Source organism: Alteromonas confluentis (genome assembly GCF_001757105.1).
In the GTDB taxonomy this organism is placed as follows: Bacteria; Pseudomonadota; Gammaproteobacteria; order Enterobacterales; family Alteromonadaceae; genus Alteromonas; species Alteromonas confluentis.
Map to the genome: position 1 here is coordinate 215,057 of NZ_MDHN01000037.1, position 21,700 is coordinate 236,756.

Sequence of the window (21,700 nt, forward strand, 5' to 3'; positions counted from 1 at the left end):
TGCTTACTCCACGTTAAGTAATGCCTTTTGAAATGCCTGTGCCGCGAGACTAATTTGACGGTGTTTTACCGTTACAGCTTGCCAGTGATTCACCAGAGGGAAGTCTTTTACCTTCAGCACCTTCACACTGTCTGGCGGTGTGTGTGCCAGTGTATGTTCAGACAAAATGGCAAGTCCCAGTCCGGAGGTAACGGCAAGTCTAATTGCTTCGTTACTCTCGATAATCATAGAATTGGGAAATACCAGTCCTTTGGAATCACAGTAATCCTGAATCGCGCGACGTGTTCCGCTACCGTATTCGCGTAATAAGAACTTATGATCCATAAGGGCTTTTAGATCACAGTTATCAGGCCCGTCGTAGTCGGGGGGAGCAATAACAACCAACTTGTTTTGCAAAAACGGCGTGCAAACCAGGTTGTCATCTTGCGGTGGCTGACTAAAAATATAGACATCATCACGATTGTGGCGCATGCGATCGATAATATCCGCACGGTTACCTACAATAAAACGTACTTCAATATTAGGGTGCTGTTTGCAAAACGGGCTGAGGATAGGCGGAACCACATATTTTGCCGTGGTCACTACAGCCAGTTTTAATGTGCCGATTTCTACCCCTTTAAGCGCATGAACCTGACTTTCAAGACGCGATTGTGAGCCCAGCACTTCTTGAGCACATTGATACACCGCTTCACCGGCCTCGGTCATTTTAAGCTGGCCGTAGGTTTGTTCGAATAAAGGCATACCCACAATACCGCTGAGCTTTTTTAATTGCAGAGATACAGTAGGCTGAGAAAGTGAAAGCGCAGAAGAGGCAGCAGTGATAGAACCGTGGTCTACAATACTTTGAAATACTTCCAGCAGACGAAACGTTAATGATTGCATTTGAACTCCACGGTTATTGCTTTAGAAGACAGAATAACTATTTATAGTAATAAAATATCCTTATGGATTCATTTATTAAACCCTTATCGTCGCAGGTTTAGTGGGTATTATCAGATTTTGTGCTAAAATCGCGTGCTTTCTGATCCGGCTGCCTGAAAAATAACCGGCAGGGGTCTATTCAAAGTCTAAAACCATGGGGAGTCATACGATGGCTAAAGTTGCTATTGTCATGGGATCTACGTCTGACTGGCCGACGATGCAAAATGCGGCACAAATGCTTAAATCTTTTGGCGTTGAGTTCGAAGCGAAAGTGGTGTCTGCTCACCGTACACCAAACCTATTGGTGGAATTCGCAGAAACTGCCCATGAAATGGGATTCAGCTGCATTATTGCAGGAGCGGGCGGTGCTGCTCACTTGCCTGGCATGATTGCCGCTCACACCCACCTACCTGTATTCGGCTGCCCGGTAAAGTCCAAAGCCCTAAACGGTATCGATTCTTTGCTGTCTATTGTACAAATGCCGAAAGGCGTTGCAGTAGGCACGCTGGCGATTGGCGAAGCGGGCGCGGCGAACGCTGGTCTGTTAGCTGCGCAGGTTGTGGCACTGCAAGACGAAGCTGTGCGTGATGCGGTTATTGCTTTTAGAAAAACACAAACAGAAACAGTACTGAGCAACGGTAATCTGGAGCTTGATGCATGAGAGTATTGGTATACGGCGCAGGTCAGTTAGCGCAAATGATGTATCTGGCGGGTTGCCCGCTAGGTATTGAAGTGCAGGCTGTAGATGTCGGTAACGATACCGTGGTACACCCTGTTAGTAAGCGTCCTTTAGACACCAGTCTGGCCCAGGCAATTGAGTCAGCTGATGCACTAACGGTGGAATTTGAACATGTTCCCGAGCGTTTGCTGGAAGATGCCAGCAAAACGGAAAAACTGTCCCCCTCAATGAATGCCATTCTGGTGGGCGCCGACCGTGTGCGCGAAAAGCGCCTGCTGGACGCGCTGAATGTGCCAAATGCCGCGCATCAGGTTGTAACCTACATTGACGAGTTGGAAGATTGTGTGTCCGCTCTGGGCGACAAACTGATCATCAAGGCAAGCCGCGATGGTTACGACGGTTACGGCCAGTGGCGTTTGTTGGAAGAAGGTCAGTTACCAGAAATCAAACAGGCGCTGAGCAACCTCGACCTGAACACCGTGCCGCTGGTGGTTGAGCAGATGGTGAATTTCGACCGTGAGCTTTCCTTAGTTGGCGTGCGCGACAAAGACGGCGATATCAAAGTGTATCCGCTGGCAGAAAATCTACACCACCAAGGCCAGCTGCATGTTTCAGTGGCACCGGCCCCCCATGTTACAGACGCCCTGCAGAAGAAAGCGGAAGAGATTTTCCGGGTGCTGGCTGAAGGCATGAACTACGTGGGTGTACTGGCGGTAGAGATGTTCCAGTGTGGCGAAGAGCTGCTGGTGAACGAACTGGCCCCTCGCGTACACAACTCTGGTCACTGGAGCATGAGTGGCAGCGATACCAGCCAGTTTGAAAACCATTTGCGTGCAGTAGTTGGCTTACCACTAGGTGATACCAGTGCCCGTGGCCCAAGTGCTATGGTGAATATTATCGGTTGCAGTAGTTTCTCCCGGGATTTGCTGAAAATTTCTGGGTGTCATCTGCACTGGTACGGTAAAACCGTGCGTGAGAAGCGTAAAATGGGTCACATCAACGTGACTGCTGATTCTTATCAGGCGCTGGGCGAGAAACTTGAGGCACTGTGCCAGTACGTGCCAAACGAGTATTTCCCTAAGCTGGGTAAAGAAGCGCGTAAATTAAAACAGATAGAAGCTTGACAGCCGGGCTTCTATCGCTAGAATACGCATCCGCTGTTCGCAGCGAGTTTTAGAGAGTGTGCCGACTTAGCTCAGTTGGTAGAGCAACTGACTTGTAATCAGTAGGTCGCCAGTTCGATTCCGGCAGTCGGCACCATTCTCTCCCCATCTATGCATTCCTTGCAGTAAATCAAACTCCATACATTGCCAAAAATCGTGCTTCATCTATGATGTAATAACTTTGTTATGACGCACGGAGTGCATAGTGACGTTAATATATCGTGGTATTGCTGGTTTCTTTGTTTTTCTTCTGAGTTTGCCTGTGTCGGCCAATAATTCCATTCACTTTACCGACACCTGGGCCCGAGCTACTTTTCCCATGGCTGAAACCGGGGCCGTGTATACTACCTTGATGAATCATTCCCAGCAGCCGCTTACATTGGTTTCTGTTAGCGTGCCTGAGGCCGTTGCTGCAAGCGCTGAAATTCATTCCATCACGATGTCTGAAGGCATGATGAAAATGCGTGAGCTGGAAAACGGCATTGAACTGAAACCGCACGGACACGCCATGCTGCAGCCCGGCGGCCAGCACATTATGCTTGTGGGGTTGAAAGAAGGTCTTGAGCCAGGCACATCATTTACCCTTACGCTGCATTTTAATGATGGCAGCCAGCAATTGCTGGAAGTACCTGTTCAAGACGACAGTGGTGACAATGACGCAATGGGTAAGCATCATCACTGATTGAGTTGTTTAATCTTTCTAATCGATTAATCCGGCGTGATTTAATCTCTAATCTGGATTTATAATTTCATCATCAAATTTAAGCATTGATCAGGAGATCAAAATGAGCAAAATCGATATTGGTATTTCAGAAAGCGACCGTCAGGAAGTTGCGGAAGGCTTAAAAAAATTATTAGCTGACTCTTACACACTGTATTTGCAAACTCACAATTTCCATTGGAACGTAACCGGTCCGCAATTCCGCGAATTGCACCTGATGTTTGAAGAACACTATACAGAGCTGGCTACGGCAGTTGATGACATTGCAGAGCGTATCAGAACGCTGGGCGTGGCCGCACCGGGTACTTACAAGGCGTTTGTCGAACTAAGCTCGATTGCTGAGGTAGAGGGTGTGCCTGAAGCCGTTGAAATGGTACGCTTACTGACACAAGGCCATGAGGCTGTTGTTAAAACGTGTCGTAGTGTGCTGAAACTGGCACAAGACGCAGATGATGAATCTTCGGTTGCCCTTGTTTCAGACCGTATGCGGGTACATGAGAAAACCGCATGGATGTTACGAGCGACGCTACCTCAATAAGGCTGCCTTTGTAAGGCGGAAACAATACATGAAAAACTCATGGAAATATTCACTGTGCCTGGCCTCTGTGCTGGGCACAGCTTTTTCAGTTCAGGCAGCAGACCTGGAAATCGAAGAGCTGACGACTGAGCTCACCAATCCCTGGGGCATGGTGTTTTTACCTGACGGAAAATTGGTGATCACCGAACGACCGGGCAATATCCGCCTATACGATGAAAAAGCGGGCCTGAGTGCACCTTTAAAAAACGTGCCTGAGGTGGTTGCATCGGGGCAGGGCGGAATGCTTGGCATAACCGCAGATCCAAATTTTGCCGAGAACAATAAGATTTACTTCTGTTACAGCAAGCCAGGCGACGGTGGTAGCAGTACTGGTGTTAGCAGCGCTGTACTCAAGGGCGATGCCCTGACCGACGTAAAAGACATTTTTACCCAGTATCCGCTGGTGGATAACGGTTTCCATTTTGGCTGCCGACTGACGTTCGATGCCGATGGTCATCTGTTCGTGAGTTTGGGCGAGCGTTATGCACACATGAAAGAAGCCCAGAATCTGGATAATCATTTGGGTAAAGTGGTGCGGATTTGGCCTGATGGTTCGGTGCCGGAAGATAATCCGTTTACCGACGGTAAGGCGCCTGAAGTTTATAGCTACGGCCACCGTAACGTGCAGGGCCTGACTATTCACCCGCAGACTGGCGCGGTGTGGGAAATGGAACACGGTCCGAAGGGCGGCGACGAAATTAACCTATTGGGTAAAGGAAACAACTACGGTTGGCCGGTGATCACTTACGGTATCGATTACAGCGGCTCAATCATTTCCGATAAAACTGAAATGGAAGGTATGGAACAGCCTGTACTGTATTGGGACCCATCTATCGCACCAAGCGGTATGGCGTTTTATCACGGCGACAAGTTTCCTGAGTGGGAAGGGGATTTATTAGTCGGTTCGCTAAAATTCACCCATTTACGCCATGTCGAAATGGATAACGGTAAGCCTGGTGAGCAAACGGAATATTTCCGCGACCGCAAAGAGCGCATTCGCGACGTGGTTGTAAGCCCTGAAGGGTATGTCTATATGCTGACAGACTCGCCAGATGGCAAACTGCTGAAAGTGAGTCCGGCGAAGTAATTTGCTAGGGAAATACTAAAAACACCGCTCAATCGAGCGGTGTTTTTATTTATAAAGACTTCACAGAATTGTTACTCGGATTTCGCCTGCACATACAGTTCACCGTCGTACAGACCCTGAATAGTGAGCTTTTGGCTAGCTAACGAGCGAAGGTAATCAATGTGTTCCTGTAAAATACGCTGACCCGGAATAATCAGCGGAATACCCGGGGGATAAGGCGTTACCAGACCTGCCGCGATGCGACCCGCACTTTCCTGCCAGGGGATGGGCTCGCGCTTACCAAAGAAGGCCGTGGAAGGCAGCATTTCCAGACTGATCGCTGGAATGCTTGAAGGGATAGCCGGTCGGCTCTTGCTACGATTCAGACTTGCTTTGCCCTGGTCCAGCTTCTTCAGTGCATTGTACAAACGCACTATCTTCGAGCGCATACCGCCAAGGGTCAGCAGAACCAGAATGGTGCTGTGGGTGAACTTCTCAATTTCCAGGCCCACTTCATCCATCAGGAAGCGGTGAATTTCCTGGTTAGAATAAGACAGCGCAGACACATCGATGAGGATCTTCAGCGGATCATGACCAATGTTATCCTGCTCGAAATGGTCAAACGCCTGGGCAAAATCTTTGGCTGCCAGAATGCGAATGCGGCTGAAGCGGGCAACTTGCTCTTTCAGTTCTGCCACATTGCTCAGCAACTCGTTAATAATTTTGTAGCCTTCCATTTCTAACTGCTGACGGCATACGTCTAACGAGGCTATTAGCTGATACTTCGGCGAGGTACTGGTATGAATACTGTAGATTTCTTTAAAGAAGTCTTCGTCGAAATCCGGATCGTTCACGTGAATAAACGAGGCCTGAGAAAACGCTGAAACCACTTTGTGCGCTGAATGTGTCACGTAGTCAGCCCCAGCGTAAATAGCCGAATAAGGACGCAGTTGCGGGTGGAACAGTGAATAAGCAAACCAGGCTTCATCAATGAACACTTTAATGCCGTAGGAATGGGCCAGTTCAACCACCTGGCGCAGATCGGTGAGCAGGCCGTCATAGGTACAACCGGTAAGCACAACCAGTTTGGCATCCTGGTTCTCTTCAATCAGCTCTTTTAACTGAGACAAGCGCGGCGGTGAGAAAATACCGAAATCCGGATTAAATACGCTGTCCAGATACACCGGCATGGCGCGGGCCTGCACAATGCCGTAGTGCACCGACTTGTGACAGTTACGGTCGGCAATCACTTTGTCGCCTTCTCGCAGCAGGGTTTGCAGAATGATTTTGTTCGACGTAGACGAGCCGTTGGTGACGAAATAAGAGTGGCGTACTTCAAAAGTCGTCGCCAAAGCCGACTGGGCCCGGCCAATTGCATGGGTGCCGTCAGACAGTGAACCCAGGGAATCCACACTCACCGACAAGTCGCTGACAAACACGTTGCGGCCGAAGAAGCGGTAAAAATCGCTGATGTACGGTGAGTTACGGAAACTCGCACCGCCGCTGTGACCTGGCGTATGCCAGGAATCGTTGGCTTCCAGAACATACTCTTTATAGGCGGTCCAGAACGGGGTTTCGTTTCGGTCATCAAAATCGTTGATGATATAGCCAAGAATCGACTCCGGATCGGAAATAATGTCATTGCGGTAAAAGAACGACTCCATTCCCGTGGTCTGGTTTACAATGTCCAGGCCTTTAATGGCATCGCCCAGCACATAGACAGGCAGTTCAGGGCGAATGTTTTTGATCGCCTCAATCACTACGGCATTGTTCTGCACCTTACCGTTGCCGCTCTCGCCAATCTCGAAGGCTTTCACCTCGGTGTCCCAGCTAAACACGACAGCCTGAATATCACCGTCGTTGTGAACTACCTCCAGGGCATTTTGTACACTGTCGGCCTCAACAACCGTGAGTTCAATATCCGGGCGGTCGAACAGTTCCGTGGTAGAGCGAATGCTGGTGGCAAGTTGTTCCAGCAGTTCTGCTGAATCTTCAATGATAAGAATTTTTAGTTGCGGCAACATAGATAAAGGCAAGTACCGTTTGAGATAATAAGAATCTCAGTGTAACGCCGATGAGCAAGCTTGTCAGTCTTGCTTTTGTGACTTGCGCACCCATATCATTGAGCAAATGTTTTAACAGGCGAAATACGCATGGATAATTTAGTAGCGAACAATACAGTTGATATTACTCCGGAGAATTTTCAGCAGGTGATCCTGGTGGATTCCAAAGAGAAAATCGTCCTGGTCGACTTCTGGGCGGAGTGGAGTGAAGAGAGCAAAGCGGTGTCGCCGATACTCGCCAAAATCGCTTCCGAAAATCGCGATAATTTAATCCTGGCGCGTGTTGACTGTGACCGTCAGCAGGAAGTGGCAGCGCAATTTGGTATTCGCAGCCTGCCTACTGTGATGGTGGTTAAAGACGGCCAGCCAGTCGACGGTTTTGCAGGCCCCCAGGCCGAAGAACAAATTCGCGAGTTCCTGAGCAAGTATCTGCCTAATCCGGAAGATGAGTTTTTGGCAAAAGCCGGTGAAGCCATTTATGAAGGTAACTATGCCGCTGCATTTCCGTTTGCGAAACAGGCTTACGAGCTTAACGAAAGCAACGTTAACGCGAAGTACATGTACATTGATTGCTTAATCGAAACGGGTTCTATTGAGGTGGCGAAAACCCTGCTGGAAACCATCACGATGGTGGATCAGGACAGCCGTTATCAGACCATGCTGGGTAAAGTGGAACTGGCAGAACAGGCGGCAGAGTCGCCGGAAATTCAGCAGCTCACCGCTCAGGTAGAAGCGGAGCCAGATAATCTGCAGGTTAAAGTTGAACTGGCGGTACAACTGCAACAAGCACATAAATCGGCTGAAGCCTTGTCGCTGCTTTTCTCGGTATTACAAAAAGATCTGAATTTCGGTGAAGCGAAAAAGTTGATGCTGGATATGGTGAATGCATTGCCTGATGGCGACAGCTTGAAATCTGAATACCGCAGAAAAGTTTACAGCTTACTTTACTGATTATCATTTTTGGGTTGGTAAGGCGTGAAACCATAGCCTTCCAGCCAACACAAAGCCTCAAAGTAGCTGGTAAAATAGGCGCGCTCGTAGCCAGGATCGGCCATTTCGGTTCTAAGGTGCGGGTGCGTTCGTTCGATCTGGGCGCGTTTGACCATACCCGGCTCTAGCACATAAGCCGAATGTGTCATTCCCATAGAAATATTCTTCCTGATGGCGGCAGCCAGAACATTCTGACAATCGGGCGTAGATAACACCCAGCGCCGTCCATCAATAATTGCCCCCCAGGGCTCACCGCGCATTGTCTGCGCAAGCCGGTGCATATCTTCTGTCATTGCCTCGGCAGTGGCTTTATTCCAAGCGCCGGTAGCAAATATTTCGAGTAGATTACCGGAAATGTCCAGGGCATAGTGGCCCTGTAGCGGGAATCTCATGATTTAGTCCTTTAAAGGTGAACTACACTATTGATATAGCAGATTTTCCCCGCTTTACAAATTAACTCTCTTGGTCTTATCCCATTGAGCTTAGGTTAATTTATACAAAAATAATATGGCTAAGTGCCAGCTTGTCTTATTTTTGCGCATAAAACAGATGATCAATAGGCGAGATCTTTGGTAGAATCCCCGCCTAATTTTTTTACACACTAGATTCATGGCAAAGAACGTTGTGGTACTCGGCACTCAATGGGGTGACGAGGGTAAAGGTAAGGTCGTTGACCTGTTAACAGATCGCGCAAAATACGTGGTTCGCTATCAGGGCGGCCACAATGCCGGTCATACACTGGTTATTGACGGTGAAAAAACTGTCCTCCACTTAATCCCTTCCGGTATTCTGCGTGATAACGTTACCTGCATCATTGGTAACGGCGTGGTACTTAGCCCGGACGCACTAATGACTGAAATCACGATGCTTGAAGAGCGCGGTGTTCCAGTGCGTGAACGTTTAAAAATCAGCGAAGCCTGTCCGCTTATCCTGCCTTATCATATCGCCCTTGATGTTGCCCGCGAGAAAGCGCGCGGTGCGAAAGCGATTGGTACAACAGGTCGTGGTATTGGTCCGGCTTACGAAGATAAAGTTGCTCGTCGTGGTCTGCGCGTTGGCGACCTGTTTAATGCAGAAGATTTTGCTGCCAAACTGAAAGAAGTGCTGGATGTACACAACTTCACACTGACGCAGTACTACAACGAACCTGCTGTTGATTTCGACGAAACCCTCGAAAAAGCACTGGCTGTAGCAGACATCTTAAAAGCGATGGTTGTTGATGTGACTGACGAACTGGACAAAGCCCACAAAGCTGGCTTGCCAATCATGTTCGAAGGTGCACAGGGTACACTGCTTGATATCGACCACGGTACCTATCCTTACGTGACCTCTTCAAACACTACTGTTGGTGGTGTAGCGACGGGTGCAGGTTTCGGTCCACTGAAACTAGACTACGTGCTGGGTATCGTTAAAGCGTACACTACACGTGTAGGTTCTGGTCCTTTCCCTACCGAGCTTGATTGCGATGTAGGCGAGCACCTTGGTGTGAAAGGTCACGAATTTGGCGCGACCACCGGCCGTAAGCGCCGTACAGGTTGGTTTGATGCCGTAGCGATGAAACGTGCCGTTCAAATCAACTCCATTACCGGTTTTTGCCTGACTAAGCTGGACGTACTGGATGGCCTCGATACGCTGCAAATTTGTGTGGGTTATAAAGATGCCGACGGTAACGTGAAAGACGTACCGCCAATGGCTGCCGACGGTTACGACCTGGTAACGCCTGTTTATGAAGAAATGCCGGGTTGGAAAGAAACCACGTTCGGCGTAACTGATTATGACAAGCTGCCTCAGGAAGCGCGAAACTATATCGCTCGTCTTGAAGCTATCACCGGTGTTCCGGTAGATATCGTATCCACAGGGCCTGATCGTAACGAGACTATCGTTCTGCGTCACCCATACGACGCGTAAGCGAAAAACGTCATGTAAATAGTCAAAGCCTGCTCATCGAGCAGGCTTTGTTGTATGCGGCGTGGGCGACCGACGTGCTGTCGGCGCTATGCTCTGTCGGCTCAATGCCAAACACGCCGTGAGTCTGGCTATTTCTGACAGGTTGCGTGCAGTCGGCTAAAGGTTTGTCATCAAGCCGCCGTCGCATTGCCGCTTGCCAGCACGTCGGTCGCCTGGATTCGCAGCGTGCTGTCGGCGCTATGCTCTGTCGGCTCATTGCTAAACACGCCTGTTATTTCGGCTAATTATTACTGGAAACGGGTTTTGCGGGTGAAGTAAAGTGGTGTCAGACGGTAAGCGGAGCGAGAGCATGACGAAGAGCAATGACGATAGACTGCCAGATCCGGGTATTGAAAACGCATACAGCCAGCTTAACAGGGCATTTCGTAACGGTAAAACACGGGATCCCGGCTGGCGGAAACAGCAACTGCAACAGCTAGAAAAACTGCTTCGCGAAAATGAAAGCGCGATTCTTGAAGCGTTGAAAGCGGATCTGGGTAAATCCGAAACTGAAGCCTGGACATCAGAGATTGGTTATCTTCTGGCTGATATTAAACATACGCTCAGACACCTTCAAAGCTGGGCTGAGCTACGTCCTGTCTCAACCCCCATAGCTGCCCAACCCGGTCGCAGCTATCTGTTACCCGAACCGCTGGGAACCGTACTTATTATCGGCGCGTGGAATTATCCGCTGCAGCTGGTTCTTGCGCCGTTTATTGCCGCATTAGCAGCAGGTAACTGCGCTGTGCTAAAACCCAGTGAGATGGCTCCCGCCTGTTCCGCTCTGCTGGCAGAGTTAATTCCGCAATATATGGATGAGCAGGCCGTTGCAGTTGTTGAAGGCGGGAAGGAAGTATCACAGGCCCTGCTGGCCCTAAAATGGGACCATATTTTTTATACTGGCGGTGAAGTGGTTGGCAAAATTGTCATGTCGGCTGCAGCCCAGTATCTTACGCCCGTAACATTAGAGCTTGGTGGCAAGAGCCCCTGTTTGGTCGATGAGCAAAGTGACATTGCTATTGCCGCACGACGCATTGTGTGGGGCAAGTGGATGAACTGCGGGCAAACCTGTATTGCACCAGATTACGTGCTGGTGGCTTCATCAGTGGCCGATGAACTGGTGGTTGCCTTGCGTCAGGAAATTGAAAACCAGTATGGTAAAACGCCGATAAACAGTATCGACTATGGGCGAATTGTAAACGCGAGCCACTTTCAGCGGTTGAGTAAACTTCTCGATGAAATGCAAATTGTGGCGGGCGGCGAAACCGATGAGACAAGGCTTAAAATCGCGCCCACCATTGTATTGAATCCGTCTTACGACAGCGATCTTATGCAGCAGGAGATTTTCGGTCCTATTCTGCCGGTGCTCACCGTAGAGGACATGGCTGAGGCCTGCGACATCGTGGTAACCCGGCCAAAACCCCTGGCACTCTACTTATTTACGCAAAACGATAAAACCGAAGCCAGCGTACTGGCAAAAACCAGCGCGGGTAGCGTGTGCGTGAACGATACCATGATGTTTATGGCTAACCAGAAGTTGCCGTTTGGCGGTGTTGGAACCAGTGGTATGGGGCGCTATCATGGTCAGTACGGGTTCGATACTTTTTCGCATTTAAAAAGCGTTATGCACCGCTCAACAAAGATGGACGTGAAAGTACGTTATGCGCCGTATTCAAGCTGGAAACTCTGGCTGTTAAAGAAATTATTATAAGGAACTCATATGCCACAACCCTTTCACCTGGCTATTCCTGTGAACGATCTGGAAGCTGCTGCCGCATTCTATGGTGAGCTACTGGGCTGCGAACGTGGTCGTAGTGATACACGTTGGATTGATTGGAATTTTTACGGCCACCAGCTGGTAACCCATTGCGTTGATGAAATGCCATCTGCGCCGCAACATAACGCAGTAGACAGTCATGCTGTACCGGTGCCGCATTTTGGCGTGGTGCTGGATATGGAAGACTGGCAGGAACTGGCAGATAAGCTACAAGCTGCGGGTACGGCGTTTGTTATTGAACCCTACGTGCGGTTTAAAGGGCAGCCTGGTGAACAGGCTACCATGTTCTTTCACGATCCCGCCGGAAATGCGTTGGAATTCAAGGCGTTTAAATCGTTATCACAGCTGTTTGCCGTGTAAGGCAAACAGCTGCTAGCGCCTTCTCAGTCGAGAGGCGCTTCCTCTACCATCGCTTTTCCGCGTCCGCGAGCTTCAGATGCCGCTTCCAGCCCTTTGTCGGTTCGCTTGATAAGATGTACATCACCAAAGTTACTTTGCTTCATGGTGTAACCCATGGCTTCAAGTTCAGAAACCACAGCAGCATCTAAACCTTCATGATAGGCGATGGTGTCTTTAGGCCACAACTGGTGGTGGAAGCGCGGACTGTTGGCACTTTCTTCCGCTGTCATATCAAAAAACAGCGTATTAAGAATGCTTTGCGCCACCGATGAGATAATGGTTGTACCGCCCGGCGAGCCTGTCACCAGCTTCACTTGTTCGCCTTTTAGTACAATGGTCGGCGTCATCGACGACAACATGCGCTTGCCGGGTTGAATTTCGTTCGCGGTACCGCCAATGGCACCGAAGAAGTTGGGCACACCCGCTTTAGCACTGAAATCATCCATCTCGTCATTGAGCAGGAAGCCGGCGCCTTCCACCACGACACCTGAACCGAAAGACAGATTTATGGTAGTGGTGTTCGCCACGGCATTGCCCCATTTATCCATCACCGAGAAGTGCGTGGTATCCGGGCTCTCATATAAACCGGGCTTTACTTCTTCAGTCACTGAGATAGCGTCAGGGTTTACTTCGCTGGCACGGGCCTGAATGTACTCAGGATCGATTAGCGCCTGAACGGGCACTTCAACATAATCCGGGTCGCCCATGTACTCAGCGCGATCGGCAAATACCCGCTTTCCAATTTCAGACATCAGGTGAATATATGCGGTACTGTTTTGGTCTGGTAGTTTCTGTTGCTTCAGCACTTCATTAAGCATGCTGATCCATTGCGCAACTGCTACACCACCAGAACTGGGTGGTGGCGCAGTAATGAGCTTGTAGTCTTGCCATGGATAGACAATTGGCGAGCGCCATTTAGCTTGATAGCTACGTAAGTCTGCCTCTGTGACCAGTCCGCCGTTGGCAGCCATGAATTCAGCAATTAGTCGTGCCGTTTCACCTTCGTAGAAGCCATCTTTACCCTGGTCGCGAATACGCTCCATGGCGGCAGCCAGCTCGGGTTGTTTAAACAGCACACCCGCTGCCGCTGCTTCACCAAAGAATTGCTCGAAGTTGCTGCTTATCCCTTGTTCTTCCATGCGGGCCATGTAGCGGGTAATGTGGTCGGCGAGTTTCGCGGGTACATTAAAGCCGTTTTTAGCGAGGTCTACCGCAGGTTGTACCAGGCGTTTCCAAGGCAGTTTACCAAAGCGTTGATGGGCCTCCCACATACCAGCCACAGAACCCGGAATACCTGACGCTTTAGCGCCAAACAGGGATTCTTCGGTTTTCACATCACCATTTTCATCCAGGTACATATCGCGGTGAGCTGCAGCCGGTGCCATCTCACGGTAATCCATAAACGCCGCTTCATCGTCCATGTAGATCGTCATGAAGCCACCACCGCCAATGTTGCCAGCTTCTGGGAAGGTGACCGCCAGTACAAATTGCGCAGTAATCGCTGCATCAACCGCTGTGCCACCTTCATTTAATACCGCCATGGCGGCGTCAGCGGCGAAGGTGTCTGGCATCGACACCGCCTGTTGACTCGCAATAACCGGTGGCGTGATATCTGCCGCCGGCACTTTTTCCTGGGAACAGGCCGTGACGACGCACAGCAGAAGACTTAACAGAACTATTCGCATGAAGTTATCCAATCATAATCATACTGGCGACAACATAGGCTAACAGTGTCAGCGCGCCAGCGGTGAGTGCATAGGGCAATTGAGTGCGAATATGCGTAAGCAGATCGCAGCCAGCTGCAAGGGAAGATACCGCAGAGGTATCGGAAATGGGTGAACAATGGTCGCCAAACACGCCACCGCCGAGAATGGCGGCAATCACAAGTGATGGTGGCAGGCCCAGACTTTGGATCAAAGGCACACCAATGGGGATCAGAATCGCAAAAGTACCCCAGCTCGTGCCGGTGGTAAACGACATAATGGCACCCGCGATGAAAAGCATAGGCACAATCAGCACCAGCGGTAAGTACTCACCAACCAGTCCAGCTACGAATACGCCGGTACCCAGTACTTTCAGGCTGGCTCCTAATGTTAGCGAAAGCAGCACAATGGTGACCAGTGGCAGCAGCTCGCCCATTCCTTTAAAACCAATTTCAACCGCCTGGTGATGGTTAAAACGTTTATGCAGAATTAACAGGAAATAAGCCACCGCGGTTGCCAATACCGTGGCATATAACACGGATTTACTGCCGCTACCGTCGGCCAGTACGCCGTTGCCGGTCCAGAGCATGAAGCCCACCATGCTTACCACCATGGTGAGCAATGGCACAACCATAAAACGGGCTTTGGTGGCCGGCTCACTGTTGAGCACGGTATCAAGGTGACTCATGGCTTTTTCTTCTTTTGCCATGGGACCATGCACTTTGTCTTTCACAATGGTGTACACCACAATCGCCAGGGTAATCAGGGCGTAAAAGTTGAGCGGTACCGTGCCCCACAGAATGCTTGCTGAACTTTGTTCGAGTTCGTAACCATCAAGCAAGCTGAGCACGAAAGCGCCCCAACCATTCAGTAAAATCAGAATACAGACGGGGGCGCTGGTGCTGTCGATAATATAGGCCAAACGCGCACGGCTCATTTTGTACTTGTCGAACAGGCCCCGAGCAAAAATACCAGCGGTAAGTACACTCAGGTTTGATTCAATAAACACGGCGATACCCGTGAACATGGTAAGCCCACCCACCTGGCGTTTGTTCTTTGCGATGCCTCGGCTGGTTAGCCATTCCACGGTGGCGGTAACACCACCAGAATCACGGATATAAGCCAGTAGTGCGCCCACCAGTACAGAAAAAATCAGTATGCGGGTATTCCCCGGGCTGGAAGCCACATCAATGGTGCGTTCAATGGCATTAATCGGCGCCAGCGCCAATGTATCGCCGGTCACACTCAGTAAGATTAGCGCTTCGGCTGAAAGTACAGCCAACAGCAACGCCATGATGACTTCTTTTTTCCAGAACACCACCAAGATGGCGACAAGAGGAGGGATGATTGAAACCCAATCCATGAATATGTGATCCTGCAATTATTTTCGTTTTTATATGTGTTGCCGAACGCGGGGAAACACAGAGCGTGTTTTCACACCCACGGGCAGAGTGAATATTTCCTTTTACGGAATAGAGTTAGCGTACCTGACAATTGGTGACTATCGCCAGTCTTTTTATTGGTGAGTCTTTCTGAACGCCCACATTCCTTACTCAGTGATTCAGCAAGGCTTCGTAAATGCGCGTGATAACACTGCCGTAGCCTGCGGTTTCAAACTGACTGCCAGCAAATGTAAGTCCGCCATTAGCAGTGTTTTCTACCGGTGTGTGACGGGCATTGGTGAACAACACAATGGCTAAATTCTGTGCCGGATCTATAACGGTTGCTGTGCCAGTCCAGCCGGTATGTCCAAAGGCCGTGCTGCTGGCATACGGGCCGAAATGCCAGCGGTTCCGCCCGTCTGCTGCCCGGCGCCAGCCCAGGCCAAAGCCCTGGTTTGCTGAAGACGGTGCGGTAAACAGCGACAGGGTGTCTTTATCCAGCATGGTCACTTTGTCGTAGCCACCACCATTAATCAGCATTTGCATGAGCACGGCGAAGTCGTCTACGTTAGAGAACAGCCCGGCATGACCCGACACGCCACCCATGCTGTACCAGGCTTTCTCATCGTGCACTTCACCTCTGAGTGTGTGAGTGCGAATACCCGGGAAGGTAATATGGCCACTGCGTGAGTTGCCGTTAATTTCTGTGGCGGCAATCTGGGATGGCAGTATGCCTTTTTCCAGCGGGTTGAACAGGGTGTGGTTCAGTCGAAGTGGCGCATAAATAAATTGCTCGCAATAGCGGTCGAGCGACATACCGGTAATGCGTTCAACCAGTAATCCCAACAGCATGAAATTGGTGTCGCTATAAGCGGTGTGTTGGCGATTGCCTTCACGAAACGGCACCGCGGTGGTCAGTAATGTTGAGGTGTGTTGCTTATCTCTGGATTTAAATTTTGCCATCCGGCCTGGGCCGGGTTCGAAAAAGCGCACTTCCGGGCCATAACCAGAGTGATGACTGAGTAAATCCCGTACAGTACGCGCTTCACGCCCATCACCGGTGTATTCCGGTAAATAATGATAAAGCGGGGTGTCCACATCTAACTTGCCTTCACTCACTAGCTTCATTAGCGCCAGATTGGTGGCGAACATTTTGGTGTTAGAAGCCACATCAAATAATGTACCTGGCATCATAGGCTGCGGATTAGCGAGCGGCTGCCCATTTTCATCAAACTTAAGTGCGTTGCCGTAGGCCGTACGCTTTACTATTTGGCCGTCTTTTATAACCAGTAAAACGGCACCGGGAAAACCGTCTTCAATATCCTGATTAATCAGCTTATCGACTTCTGTAAATTCGCTTTGCCATTTTTGCGTGGCATCGGTAAGCACAGGCCAGGGAATGACAACTTGCAAGGTATCTTCCGGGGCGCTGAGGGATACAAGCTCAAAAGTATTCGTGCCGGTGTGCGTGCGTCGCTGCAGCGAGTAGGTATAGGTTTGTCCGGCTTCAAGCGGGTCGTCGAGGGTAAGTAACTCACCGTTTATCTTTATTTGCGCCTGAGTCGTTGAGTGAGGCGTCAGTAGCATTTCGCCCTGACCTTTGAAGGCTTTAAAGCCAAGCTTGTCGTTCACTTCAGTGCGGGTAGAACGGTCTTGTTGCGGGAACACTGCGTCAATTTGTCCTAGCTTTACCTGCGGTTCTGCCGCGCCCGCGGCCAGTCGTTGTTGTTCGTTGGTATATCGTGCCATCAACTTGCGGTGCTTTTGCGGAAAGTATTTTTCCAGCAGTGCAAATAGCGTAGCTGCAGTTTCACTGTCGAGGGTGCCGCTTACGTTGTCTTGTACGAAATGCATCTGAAAAGCGAATAACGCATCTATGGTTTGTTCATCGGCAATACCGGTTTCTACTACGCCATAGCCATAGGCTTGCAGTGCCGCCTGCATAAGGCCTACCGAGGGTAATGCAGGGGTAAACTGCTCCCAGTGTTCCTTTAGTTCGGCGGCATCGTACCAGGCACCTATGCCTGCAAGGTAAAGCTGATACCAGGGAAAACGCGGCCCCGGATCGCTTTTACGACTGAAGGCGATGTCAGCATGACCAACAATGGCGGTGGGGGTAATATCGGGATTGCGAAGAAGTATTCCCTGCATCAGGGAGATGATTTGTTCAATTTGTTGCGGGTGGTAATCTGGATAAGTGCATAAACGATGTCGGCTGTGTTCACCGGGGGCATTGGCGTATTCAACAGAGACCTCACAGTGCGACACATTAACCACTTCAATGCCTATTGAGGTGTCATTAAGATGGTTGCGGCCCTGCCATTGTCCTTTTCCTGCATGCCAGGCGCGCCGGGATTCATCCACCAATTGGATAACACTTGCATTGTCGCCGTCGAAACTGGCATCGTTAGGGTCGGTAACCAGATAGTGCGAACTGAGGCCGCCTTCGTCGACAAGGGTGTGTACACTCTTCTGGTAGTCTATTGCGGTATAGTGAATGACCACCAGTTTTATTCGCTCTCCGACGTTTTTCGATGGCATCTGCTGATATTGCCCCGCACACCCGATCATGACCACTGCTGATAGCAGCATTAACAGGGACCGGGAAAGCCAGAGCGGAAGCGACATCGATTCAAACCAATAACGAACACAAAGATAATCAACAAATTATCACAGTGACTTTTGATGTAAACAGGAAGTTCCGCCCGCTGCGGTGCGCGGCAGGCAAGGCAGTCAGATAACCCATGAACCGACTTAAATCGCTGGATGTATTTCGCGGCATAGCCATAGTGATGATGGTGCTGGTAAACAACCCTGGAAGCTGGGCGACCATTTACTGGCCTCTTAAACATGCGCAGTGGCACGGGCTTACTCCCACTGACGTGGTGTTTCCGTTGTTTATTTTTGCTATGGGGGCATCGCTGGCGCTGAGTATGGGGCGACAACTTGGCAGCGAGCGAACGGCCATCATCGCAGGTATTCTCCGTCGAAGTGCAATCTTGTTTGCCTGCGGAATGTTTCTCGCACTTTTCTTTTATAACCCCTACAGCAGTGACTTTAACTGGTTCGCAGACAGATTTATGAATGTTCGGGTGATGGGGGTACTGCAACGCCTGGCGCTGGTGTACCTGCTTACCGCCTTGCTGGTGCTGTATGTGCCTGCTCGTCAGTACATTGTCTGGTGCTTCGGATTATTACTGCTGTATTGGGCAATGATGACGTTTGTACCTTACCGTGGTAACGACGGCGAGGTGTATCAGGGGCTTTGGCAGTTCGGAAACAGTTTTGCTGCCTGGCTGGACGCCAGCGTACTGGGTGAGCATCATGTGTATTATGGCGATGCCACCCCGTTTGCCTTCGACCCGGAAGGTTTACTGAGCACCCTTCCAGCTGTGGCCAGTTGTTTATTCGGGGTCATAGGCGGTAACTGGTTACTGAATTCGCAGGTGAATGGCACTGGTAGAAAATCGTTCTGGTTACCTGCAGTCGCAACTCTGGTTCTTGGGTTGGTTGCGGTACTGTGGATCCCGGTGAATAAAGCACTATGGAGCCCAACCTTCGTATTGATTACTGCCGGGCTTTCTATGTTACTGCTGGCGTTGCTTGAGGTGATATTGAGCCGTTCCGGCAAGCAGGTTTGGGCAAAACCCTTCGTGGTTGCTGGTTGCAACAGCCTGTTTTTCTTTATGCTATCGGGTATTGTCGCTCGCTTGTTGTTTATGATCCCGGTTAACGGAAAACCGCTTAAATCTTATCTTTTCGAGCAGTATTTCTTGTCGCATTTCTCCCCCTACAATGCCTCGTTGGTGTTTGCCATTGGTTTTCTTTTCGTGATGTTCATCCCAACCTGGTGGTTGTATAAAAAACGCTGGTTTATCCGGGTGTAAGCGATACAGGTAAAGGCGCATTCAGTCTGGGTAAAGGTTTGGTAAAAATTCGGACAGCAGCGCGAAATTCCTGTCGAACACAGTATATTCAAGCGCATTTATATACAGGCAGGACTTCACCATGACGCAATCTAAAGATTTAACTACACCCTCGTCAGGCATACTCACAGAACGACGAAAGACACTAAAAACGCTGGCGTCTATTGCCGCTGCGGCACCGGTAATGATGCTTGCAGGATGTGGCGGTGGCAGTGGCTCTACAGCCGCATCTTCATCGGGTTCTACAGCAACGGGTTCAAGTGGCACAAGCACAGGTACGGGAGGAACCAGCACGGGCACCACGGTAACCGCAGACAATGGTAGCTGGCTGAGTGGTGGTACCGATGCCATGACCGCCAGTTTTCCTGACGACAGCATATTTGAAGATAGCGCGAGCTGTACGGTGCAACTCACCGGGCAGCAAACAGAAGGTCCATGCTATTTCGATTCTGATTACCTGGATGATATTTCAGAAGGACAAACCGGTCTGCCAATGCAGTTGTGCCTGCAACTCACTGACGCCAGCTGTAATCCGTTGGTAGGCTATGAAATTGAGGTTTGGCACTGTGATGTGGAAGGTATCTACTCCGGTGATACAACGGGTAGCTCAGATACCAACGGTTTTAATTCCTCGTTTTGTACCGGTAATGATGCCGAAGCGCTGCAATCTCGCTGGTTCCGGGGAATTGCTGTGACAGACAGCAGTGGCCGGGTTAACTTTGCTACCTGTTTCCCTGGCTGGTATGCCAGCCGGGCTATACACATTCACTTCAGAGTGAAAAACAATAACAACGATCAGCTGATTTCACAGTTTGGGTTCGACGATGATTTTTGTACTGAGATTTGTACGTCGCATTCTGATTACATCAACCACGGAGCGCCGGATACCTTACTGGCTCGCGACACTGTATTTGGCAGCGATTATGATGAGTATCTGTTCAACCTTGAACAGAATGAAGATGGCTCGTTACTGGCGTATAAGCGTATTATGATCTCTGCCTAATACGCTACAACGAGTAGGTTACCCTAGCGCATGCCAGCGACCATTTAACACCGCCGCTGACGGTTGGTTGCTGTGCGAATCGCCCACAATAAAATAAGCGGGTGCACCGGGAAGTAATGGCGTTGCCACCGGTGCTGTCGCGACCACTTGCACAGGCATTGTGGTCGTTATGCTGAGTTGGTTCTGCGTATCAATAAAATAACTAAACCCTGCTTTTAGCAAGTTCAGGTAAGTTTCATCATTCAGCGTTAGCGGGGAATCTACTTCAAACCCCTTTTCAGGCAACACTTTCAGCCCTTGCCCGTTTATGTTGGTAAACCCATTGATTGTGCGCAAATCGCCAATGGCCCCGACTGTACCTGTGTCATTTTTGCCGTCAATAAGTATGCTGATATCGGCAAGATAGGGAAGATCGCCACCCATAGTTAGGTTATACAGCTTCATGTCACACAAGCCGTCTTCGCGATTTTCAGGGATGCGATAGTAATCAGCCAGGGAATAGCGATTCACCGTATCATTGAGAAAAGCCTCCAGCGCGGACTGCAGGGCAATCACATTCATTTTTCGGGCAACCTGGCGGTTAGGGTCCTGTTTAGCAGCACCACTTTCAATCAGTATCGTGCTCGCGCCGGTTGCGGCGATGTTGTCGCCGAACGACCGGAATGAATAGGTGTCGTCGTAGCGGGCAATGCAGCCGGGAATATAGTGCCCCAGAACATCGGCCATTCCCGCAATAAGTTGCTTAGCGCGCAGACGCGGGCCGTCAACATGCTTATCTTCGTGATACGCCGGGGCGAGAAACGCAATGGTCGCTGGGTTCGATGAAGTCCCCGCAGTGTAATACGGGTTCTGGTCGTGCAGGTTAAAGGCGATATCCGGTTTAAGTTCGCTTACCTGATCATGCAGCAGCCGACCTTCTGGAGACTGCAATGCTTTGGCATCGCGATTTATATCAATTCCCTGACCATTCACCCGGGTGCGGCGCTGCGCACCATCCGGGTTTAACATTGGCACCACGTACAGGGTAACCTGATTCATCCAGTCTGCTGGTAAACCAGAAAGCGCCAACGCGTGGGCAGAGGTTAATATTTGCAGCCAGTCGAGTACAGCGGCCGTCGCGGTAGGCTCATCGCCATGCATTTGTGTCCAGGCCAGAATAACCTTGTCACCTGTACCTACGGAATAGCGTTTAATGGGCCGTCCTTCGAAGGATTCACCAATATCAGCCACCCGGATATTCTCATTCTGAGCCAGCATTTCCATCACAGGCGCAATGTCGCTGGCGTTAAGGTGCACTTTGTTCAGTTCCCGCCAATGCATCGCATCAAACGCCTCTGCAATGTTGGCTACTGAAATATGAGGATGTACCGTCATGGTTATGGT

Annotated in this window: 18 protein-coding genes and 1 tRNA gene; 12 read left to right on the top strand and 7 right to left on the bottom strand. The window is 50.1% G+C overall.

Annotated features, from left to right (window positions below):
• Nucleotides 1–3: 3 nt before the first annotated feature.
• The gene (locus tag BFC18_RS16100) at nucleotides 4–882 is read right to left on the bottom strand and encodes a LysR family transcriptional regulator (RefSeq protein ID WP_070126572.1); all 879 of its coding nucleotides are present in this window, start codon (nucleotides 880–882) and stop codon (nucleotides 4–6) included.
• 208 nt (nucleotides 883–1,090) lie between these two features.
• On the opposite strand from BFC18_RS16100, the gene purE reads away from it, so the two are divergent.
• From purE to BFC18_RS16130, 6 genes are all read left to right on the top strand, one after another.
• Nucleotides 1,091–1,582, top strand: a complete 492-nt coding sequence (gene purE / locus BFC18_RS16105) for a 5-(carboxyamino)imidazole ribonucleotide mutase (RefSeq protein WP_070126573.1) — start codon at nucleotides 1,091–1,093, stop codon at nucleotides 1,580–1,582.
• Nucleotides 1,579–2,724 carry a 5-(carboxyamino)imidazole ribonucleotide synthase gene (locus tag BFC18_RS16110; RefSeq protein WP_070126574.1) on the top strand — a complete coding sequence of 382 codons (1,146 nt, stop codon included), beginning with the start codon at nucleotides 1,579–1,581 and terminating at the stop codon, nucleotides 2,722–2,724. Before purE ends, BFC18_RS16110 begins: the two co-directional genes overlap by 4 nt.
• Before the next feature lie 60 nt (nucleotides 2,725–2,784).
• Nucleotides 2,785–2,860 (top strand) — tRNA-Thr (locus BFC18_RS16115).
• Between the two features lie 108 nt (nucleotides 2,861–2,968).
• A complete protein-coding gene (locus BFC18_RS16120) occupies nucleotides 2,969–3,445 on the top strand; it encodes a copper chaperone PCu(A)C (protein ID WP_083273139.1) in 477 nt (158 codons plus the stop codon).
• Between the two features lie 103 nt (nucleotides 3,446–3,548).
• Nucleotides 3,549–4,022: a Dps family protein gene (locus BFC18_RS16125; RefSeq protein WP_070126575.1), complete on the top strand. Its 474-nt coding sequence runs from the start codon at nucleotides 3,549–3,551 to the stop codon at nucleotides 4,020–4,022.
• 28 nt (nucleotides 4,023–4,050) lie between these two features.
• On the top strand, nucleotides 4,051–5,148 hold the full coding sequence (locus BFC18_RS16130; RefSeq protein WP_070126576.1) for a PQQ-dependent sugar dehydrogenase: 1,098 nt from the start codon (nucleotides 4,051–4,053) through the stop codon (nucleotides 5,146–5,148).
• A 71-nt stretch (nucleotides 5,149–5,219) separates the two neighbouring features.
• Here the strand turns inward: BFC18_RS16130 and BFC18_RS16135 are convergent, their stop codons facing one another.
• The gene (locus tag BFC18_RS16135; RefSeq protein WP_070126577.1) at nucleotides 5,220–7,151 is read right to left on the bottom strand and encodes an aminotransferase class V-fold PLP-dependent enzyme; all 1,932 of its coding nucleotides are present in this window, start codon (nucleotides 7,149–7,151) and stop codon (nucleotides 5,220–5,222) included.
• A 129-nt stretch (nucleotides 7,152–7,280) separates the two neighbouring features.
• Between BFC18_RS16135 and BFC18_RS16140 the strand changes: the two genes are divergently transcribed.
• Entirely contained in the window at nucleotides 7,281–8,141 is an 861-nt protein-coding gene (locus BFC18_RS16140; RefSeq protein ID WP_070126578.1) for a thioredoxin family protein, read from the top strand.
• Here the strand turns inward: BFC18_RS16140 and BFC18_RS16145 are convergent.
• Complete coding sequence (locus tag BFC18_RS16145; protein ID WP_070126579.1) at nucleotides 8,135–8,572, bottom strand: hypothetical protein; 438 nt, start codon at nucleotides 8,570–8,572, stop codon at nucleotides 8,135–8,137. The genes BFC18_RS16140 and BFC18_RS16145 overlap by 7 nt on opposite strands.
• Nucleotides 8,573–8,789: 217 nt before the next feature.
• On the opposite strand from BFC18_RS16145, the gene BFC18_RS16150 reads away from it, so the two are divergent.
• The 3 genes from BFC18_RS16150 to BFC18_RS16160 all read left to right on the top strand — a co-directional run bounded on the left by BFC18_RS16150 (nucleotide 8,790) and on the right by BFC18_RS16160 (nucleotide 12,264).
• Nucleotides 8,790–10,088 carry an adenylosuccinate synthase gene (locus BFC18_RS16150; RefSeq protein ID WP_070126580.1) on the top strand — a complete coding sequence of 433 codons (1,299 nt, stop codon included), beginning with the start codon at nucleotides 8,790–8,792 and terminating at the stop codon, nucleotides 10,086–10,088.
• A gap of 349 nt (nucleotides 10,089–10,437) precedes the next feature.
• Nucleotides 10,438–11,838, top strand: coding sequence for an aldehyde dehydrogenase family protein (locus BFC18_RS16155; protein WP_070126581.1), 1,401 nt, complete (start codon nucleotides 10,438–10,440; stop codon nucleotides 11,836–11,838).
• A 9-nt stretch (nucleotides 11,839–11,847) separates the two neighbouring features.
• A complete protein-coding gene (locus BFC18_RS16160) occupies nucleotides 11,848–12,264 on the top strand; it encodes a VOC family protein (RefSeq protein WP_070126582.1) in 417 nt (138 codons plus the stop codon).
• Between the two features lie 23 nt (nucleotides 12,265–12,287).
• Here BFC18_RS16160 and ggt read toward each other — a convergent pair whose 3' ends face one another.
• The 3 genes from ggt to pbp4b form a co-directional block, all read right to left on the bottom strand.
• Nucleotides 12,288–13,988: a gamma-glutamyltransferase gene (ggt, locus tag BFC18_RS16165; protein ID WP_070126583.1), complete on the bottom strand. Its 1,701-nt coding sequence runs from the start codon at nucleotides 13,986–13,988 to the stop codon at nucleotides 12,288–12,290.
• A 4-nt stretch (nucleotides 13,989–13,992) separates the two neighbouring features.
• On the bottom strand, nucleotides 13,993–15,369 hold the full coding sequence (locus BFC18_RS16170; RefSeq protein WP_070126584.1) for a Na+/H+ antiporter NhaC family protein: 1,377 nt from the start codon (nucleotides 15,367–15,369) through the stop codon (nucleotides 13,993–13,995).
• 190 nt (nucleotides 15,370–15,559) lie between these two features.
• Nucleotides 15,560–17,980, bottom strand: coding sequence for a penicillin binding protein PBP4B (gene pbp4b, locus BFC18_RS16175; protein WP_245680412.1), 2,421 nt, complete (start codon nucleotides 17,978–17,980; stop codon nucleotides 15,560–15,562).
• A 152-nt stretch (nucleotides 17,981–18,132) separates the two neighbouring features.
• Here pbp4b and BFC18_RS16180 point away from each other — a divergent pair, with 152 nt between their 5' ends.
• Both BFC18_RS16180 and BFC18_RS16185 read left to right on the top strand, forming a co-directional pair.
• Nucleotides 18,133–19,275: an acyltransferase family protein gene (locus tag BFC18_RS16180; RefSeq protein ID WP_070126586.1), complete on the top strand. Its 1,143-nt coding sequence runs from the start codon at nucleotides 18,133–18,135 to the stop codon at nucleotides 19,273–19,275.
• A gap of 121 nt (nucleotides 19,276–19,396) precedes the next feature.
• Entirely contained in the window at nucleotides 19,397–20,317 is a 921-nt protein-coding gene (locus BFC18_RS16185) for a dioxygenase family protein (protein ID WP_070126587.1), read from the top strand.
• 18 nt (nucleotides 20,318–20,335) lie between these two features.
• Here the strand turns inward: BFC18_RS16185 and BFC18_RS16190 are convergent, their stop codons facing one another.
• Nucleotides 20,336–21,691, bottom strand: coding sequence for a M14 family zinc carboxypeptidase (locus BFC18_RS16190; RefSeq protein ID WP_070126588.1), 1,356 nt, complete (start codon nucleotides 21,689–21,691; stop codon nucleotides 20,336–20,338).
• Between the last annotated feature and the right edge of the window lie 9 nt (nucleotides 21,692–21,700).

What these genes read in the sequence shown, in the direction of transcription:
- BFC18_RS16100 (WP_070126572.1), bottom strand. Translation starts at nt 882, where the DNA reads ATGCAATCATTAACGTTTCGTCTGCTGGAAGTATTTCAAAGTATTGTA.
- purE (WP_070126573.1), top strand. Translation starts at nt 1,091, where the DNA reads ATGGCTAAAGTTGCTATTGTCATGGGATCTACGTCTGACTGGCCGACG.
- BFC18_RS16110 (WP_070126574.1), top strand. Translation starts at nt 1,579, where the DNA reads ATGAGAGTATTGGTATACGGCGCAGGTCAGTTAGCGCAAATGATGTAT.
- BFC18_RS16125 (WP_070126575.1), top strand. Translation starts at nt 3,549, where the DNA reads ATGAGCAAAATCGATATTGGTATTTCAGAAAGCGACCGTCAGGAAGTT.
- BFC18_RS16130 (WP_070126576.1), top strand. Translation starts at nt 4,051, where the DNA reads ATGAAAAACTCATGGAAATATTCACTGTGCCTGGCCTCTGTGCTGGGC.
- BFC18_RS16135 (WP_070126577.1), bottom strand. Translation starts at nt 7,151, where the DNA reads ATGTTGCCGCAACTAAAAATTCTTATCATTGAAGATTCAGCAGAACTG.
- BFC18_RS16140 (WP_070126578.1), top strand. Translation starts at nt 7,281, where the DNA reads ATGGATAATTTAGTAGCGAACAATACAGTTGATATTACTCCGGAGAAT.
- BFC18_RS16145 (WP_070126579.1), bottom strand. Translation starts at nt 8,572, where the DNA reads ATGAGATTCCCGCTACAGGGCCACTATGCCCTGGACATTTCCGGTAAT.
- BFC18_RS16150 (WP_070126580.1), top strand. Translation starts at nt 8,790, where the DNA reads ATGGCAAAGAACGTTGTGGTACTCGGCACTCAATGGGGTGACGAGGGT.
- BFC18_RS16155 (WP_070126581.1), top strand. Translation starts at nt 10,438, where the DNA reads ATGACGAAGAGCAATGACGATAGACTGCCAGATCCGGGTATTGAAAAC.
- BFC18_RS16160 (WP_070126582.1), top strand. Translation starts at nt 11,848, where the DNA reads ATGCCACAACCCTTTCACCTGGCTATTCCTGTGAACGATCTGGAAGCT.
- ggt (WP_070126583.1), bottom strand. Translation starts at nt 13,988, where the DNA reads ATGCGAATAGTTCTGTTAAGTCTTCTGCTGTGCGTCGTCACGGCCTGT.
- BFC18_RS16170 (WP_070126584.1), bottom strand. Translation starts at nt 15,369, where the DNA reads ATGGATTGGGTTTCAATCATCCCTCCTCTTGTCGCCATCTTGGTGGTG.
- pbp4b (WP_245680412.1), bottom strand. Translation starts at nt 17,980, where the DNA reads ATGCTGCTATCAGCAGTGGTCATGATCGGGTGTGCGGGGCAATATCAG.
- BFC18_RS16180 (WP_070126586.1), top strand. Translation starts at nt 18,133, where the DNA reads ATGAACCGACTTAAATCGCTGGATGTATTTCGCGGCATAGCCATAGTG.
- BFC18_RS16185 (WP_070126587.1), top strand. Translation starts at nt 19,397, where the DNA reads ATGACGCAATCTAAAGATTTAACTACACCCTCGTCAGGCATACTCACA.
- BFC18_RS16190 (WP_070126588.1), bottom strand. Translation starts at nt 21,691, where the DNA reads ATGACGGTACATCCTCATATTTCAGTAGCCAACATTGCAGAGGCGTTT.